This is a genomic window from Kineococcus siccus, from assembly GCF_009906795.1.
In the GTDB taxonomy this organism is placed as follows: Bacteria; Actinomycetota; Actinomycetes; order Actinomycetales; family Kineococcaceae; genus Kineococcus; species Kineococcus siccus.
In genome coordinates, this window is sequence record NZ_JAAALN010000294.1 from 1 (window position 1) to 4,096 (window position 4,096).

Here is a 4,096-nt window from a genome sequence, read left to right on the forward strand (position 1 = left end):
GTCCGCAGGGGCGCCGCGGCGGTCCCGCACCCCGCGGCGCCCCTGCGGACGCCGCCCGCCCGGACGTCTCCGCCGCGGGCGGCACCGCCGGGCAGCACGCCCCTCGCACCGCCGCCCGCGGCGGAGGTCGGGCGGGCCCGGGTCTCGGAGGAGCGGCTCGTCCTGGACGACGACGCGCCCGTCACGACCATCACGGCCGCCCAGCGCGAGGGCGGGACGCTGCGGATCCTCCTGCAGTGGGAGCGCCAGGTGACCTCGCGCGGGCTGCAACGGTCCACCGATGTTCACCTGGGGTGCCTGTGGGAGACGCAGGACCGTCACCGCGGCGCGGTCCAGTCCCTCGGTGATCTCCTGATGGCCCCGGGGTACGGGGCGCGGCAGGTGCTGCGGCTGGGCCCGCGCAGCGAGGAGGCGGGGGAGGAGCTCCTCGTCGACGGCCGGCACCTCGACGTCGTGCGCCGCATGGTGCTGTACGTCTACGCGACGCACGACGCCCCGGACTTCGCCGCCCTGGCGCCGCACCTGACCGTGCGGCGCCGCGACGGCGGCCGCCTGCAGGCGTGGGCGCAGGGAGCACCGCCGGGCGCCCGGACCTGTGCTCTGGTGTCGGTGCACAACGTCGGCGGCGACCTCGTCGTCCGGCGCGAGAACGAGTTCTTCCCCGGCCCGCAGGCCGAGGTCGCCGCCGCCTACGGCTTCGACGACCTCGACTGGGGACCGGGCGGTACGGTGCCCCGCCCCGCCTGAGGGCGGCGCCGCACCGACGGGACGTCCTCCCCCCACGCGAGGACACGAAGGCCCGCGCGCGTCCGCGCGCACGACGAGGAGGTTCACATGGCGGTCAACCTGGCCAAGGGGCAGCGGCTGTCGCTGGAGAAGTCCGGCGGCGGGGCGCTGACCCGCGTCTTCATGGGGCTCGGCTGGGACGCCACGGCCAAGGGGCTGTTCGGGCGCCGCAAGTCGATCGACGTCGACCTCGACGCGTCCTGCCTGCTCTTCGACGCCCGCGGCGCGCTGGTCGACCAGGTCTGGTTCCAGCAGCTGCGCAGCAAGGACGGCTCCGTCACGCACACGGGCGACAACCGCACGGGCGAGGGCGAGGGCGACGACGAGGTCATCCTGGTCGACCTCACGGCTGTCCCGGCCACGGTCACGTCGCTCGTCTTCACCGTGAACAGCTTCACGGGGCAGGACTTCAGCCAGGTCGAGAACGCGTTCTGCCGGCTCGTCGACGCCGCCGGCCCGCAGCAGACCGAGATCGCCCGCTACGAGCTGAGCGGGTCCGGACGGCACAACGCGCAGGTCATGGCGAAGGTCTCGCGCGACGGGACCGGGTGGGCCATGACGGCCATCGGGGCGACCACGTCGGGGCGCACGGTCCGCGACCTCGTGCCCGCCGTCGTCCCCCACCTCTGACCCGTCCTCCCGACGAGCCCCCGAGGTGCGTCACTTCTCCACGCTCAGCCCGGAGCAGCTCGAGCGGCTCTTCTGCGTGCCGCCGCGGCCCGTCGACCTCACGGCGGGCCGGGACCAGCTCGCGGTCGCCCTCGGCGCGACGATCTACTGCCCGGCGACGCGGCAGCGCCTCGCGGGGGACCTCCTGCGCCTGGCGGGCCGCGGGTCGGTCAGCGCCGTGGCGTGCCTGGAGGACTCCGTCCCCGACGACCGGGTCGCCGAGGCCGAGGAGATCCTCGTGCGCGAGCTGGCCGACCTGGCCCGGACGCCGGGCTGGCGCGACGACCCGCCGCTGATGCTGTTCGTGCGCACGCGCACGCCCGAGCAGCTGCTGAGCGTCGTCGAGCGGGCCGGCGTCGGGCTCGACTGCCTCCTGGGCTTCGTCCTGCCCAAGTTCGGTGGCGCGGGCCAGCCCGACCCGGCGACCTGGCTGGCCGCGGTGCGCGAGGCCTCGGGGCGGGCGGGGCGGCGCCTGTGGGCCATGCCGGTCCTGGAGAGCCGCGACGTCGCGCACCTCGACACCCGCCACGAGGCGCTGTTCCGCATCCGCGAAGTCCTCGACGCCCACCGCGACCTGGTCCTGGCCGTGCGGACGGGGGCGACGGACCTGTCCGCGGCCTACGGCCTGCGCCGGCCGCGCGGCAGCACGGTCTGGGACGTCCGGGTGGTCGCGGACGTGCTGGGCGACGTCGTCAACGTGCTCGGCCGCGCCGACGGCACCGGCTACCCGATCACGGCCCCCGTGTGGGAGCACTTCAGCACGGGCGAGCGCGTCTTCCGCAGCCTGCTGTCGCCCGGCCCGTTCACGCGGGCCGGGGCCGAGGAGCTGCGCGCCCAGCTCATCGACGAGGGCCTCGACGGGCTGGTCCGCGAGATCGTCCTGGACACCGTCAACGGCCTGCAGGGCAAGACCGTCATCCACCCCTCGCACGTCGCCGTGGTGCACGCCATGTCGGTCGTCACCCACGAGGACTTCGCCGACGCCTCCGACGTCGTGGGCCAGGTGGCCGGCGGGGCGATGCCGTCGTCGTACCGCAACAAGATGAACGAGGCAGGCCCGCACCGCGCGTGGGCGCAGCGGGTGCTGGCCCGCGCCGACGCGTTCGGCGTGGCGTGCGAGGGCGTCGGCTACGTGCAGCTCCTGGAGGCCCTGGACGAGGCGAACCTCGCGATCCGGGCGGCCGGCGGGTGAGCGCCGGCCTCGACCACCCCGTCTGGTCCGGGCGCTGGGTCGGTGAACGGCTCGGCGTCGACCTCACGGGTCCGCCCGGCGTCGACGGGCTCGACGTCCACGACCTGCTCGGGCTCGCGCTGCGGCGCAACCCCCGGCGCGCCCACCTGCTGGTCTCCCGCGTCCTCGGCAAGCACGTGCCGACCGACCCGCGGCTGGTCCGGGCCGCCGCCCTGCGCCTCGGCGCGCGCGTCGGCGCGGCGCTCGGCGTCCCGGACGGGCCGGGTCCGGGCCTCGAGCGCTGGCGGGCGGCGCTCGCAGGCGACGCGGACGCCGCGGCCGACGTCCTCGCCGCGAGCGTCCGGCCGCCCGCGCGTCCCGACGCGCTCGTCCTCGGCTACGCCGAGACGGCCACGGGTCTGGGTCAGGGGGTCGCCGACGCCCTCGGCGGGACCTGCCTGCACTCGACGCGGCGGGCGGTACCCGCGGTGCGCGGGTACGCCGGCTTCGAGGAGGAGCACTCCCACGCCACCGGCCACCAGCTGCTGCCCACCGACCCCGCCGTGCTGCGGGCCCTGGCCGACCCCGCGGCGCCCCTCGTCCTCGTCGACGACGAGCTGTCGACGGGCCGGACCGTCGCCAACACCCTCGAGGTGCTGCACGCCCGGACGCCGCGGCGGCACTACGTGGTCGCGGGCCTGCTGGACGCCCGCGGCCCGGCCGACCGGGCCCGCCTCGCCGCCCTCGCGACCCGGCTCGGCGCGCGCATCGACGTCGTCAGCCTCGTCGAGGGCGCGGTCGGCCTCCCCGACGGCGTGCTCGCCGCCGGGACCGCGCTCGTCACCGCCGCGCCCCCGGCCCCCGTGCCCGCACCGCGGCCGGTCCCGGCCGACGTCGTCCACGTGCGGCCCCCCTGGCCCGCGGGGGTGCCGCTGACCGCGCGGCACGGCACGTCAGCGTCCGCCCGCGCCGCCCTGGCCGCGGCCCTGCCGGGCCTCGTGGCCGAGGTCGGCGCCGCCGTGGGCCCCGGCGCCGGGGCCGTGCTCGTCCTCGGCTCGGAGGAGCTGCTGCACGTGCCCCTGCTGCTCGCGGTGGGTCTCGCCGGCGGCTCCACCGGCGGTCTCACGGGCACGGGGCCGCGCGAGGTCCGCTCCAGCTCCACGACGCGCTCGCCCGTGCTCGCCGTCGACGACCCCGGCTACGCCGTGCGCTCGACCGTGGCCTTCCGCAGCCACGACCCGGCGCTCGACGGCCCGGGACCCCGCTACGCGCACAACGTGCACCGGCCGGGCGCGCCGTGGGAGGTCTGCGTGCTCGTCGTCGACGAGGCGTCCGACCCGGCCGCGCTCGCCGCGCCCGACGGTGTGCTGGCCGCCCTGCGGCCCGCGGCCGACCGGCTGCTGCTCGTGACCCTGCCCGCCGACGCCCCCGCCGGCGTCCACACCGACCTGCCCACCGACCCCCCGGAGG

Annotated in this window: 3 protein-coding genes and 1 pseudogene; all 4 read left to right on the plus strand. The window is 77.3% G+C overall.

Features of this window, described 5'->3' with window-relative positions:
- Nucleotides 1-747 (plus strand): annotated as a pseudogene (locus GTR02_RS20305) (TerD family protein); the annotation flags it as partial.
- Between the two features lie 87 nt (nucleotides 748-834).
- On the plus strand, nucleotides 835-1,416 hold the full coding sequence (locus GTR02_RS20310; RefSeq protein WP_166609294.1) for a TerD family protein: 582 nt from the start codon (nucleotides 835-837) through the stop codon (nucleotides 1,414-1,416).
- A 25-nt stretch (nucleotides 1,417-1,441) separates the two neighbouring features.
- Nucleotides 1,442-2,647 (plus strand): HpcH/HpaI aldolase/citrate lyase family protein, encoded by a 1,206-nt coding sequence (locus GTR02_RS20315; RefSeq protein ID WP_166609295.1) that lies wholly within the window; start codon nucleotides 1,442-1,444, stop codon nucleotides 2,645-2,647.
- Nucleotides 2,644-4,096: phosphoribosyltransferase domain-containing protein (locus tag GTR02_RS20320; protein WP_166609296.1), on the plus strand; the 1,453-nt coding region annotated here is incomplete at its 3' end. The genes GTR02_RS20315 and GTR02_RS20320, both read left to right, overlap by 4 nt.

Excerpts from the sequence above, each read along its gene's own strand:
- GTR02_RS20310 (WP_166609294.1), top strand. The coding sequence starts at position 835 with ATGGCGGTCAACCTGGCCAAGGGGCAGCGGCTGTCGCTGGAGAAGTCC.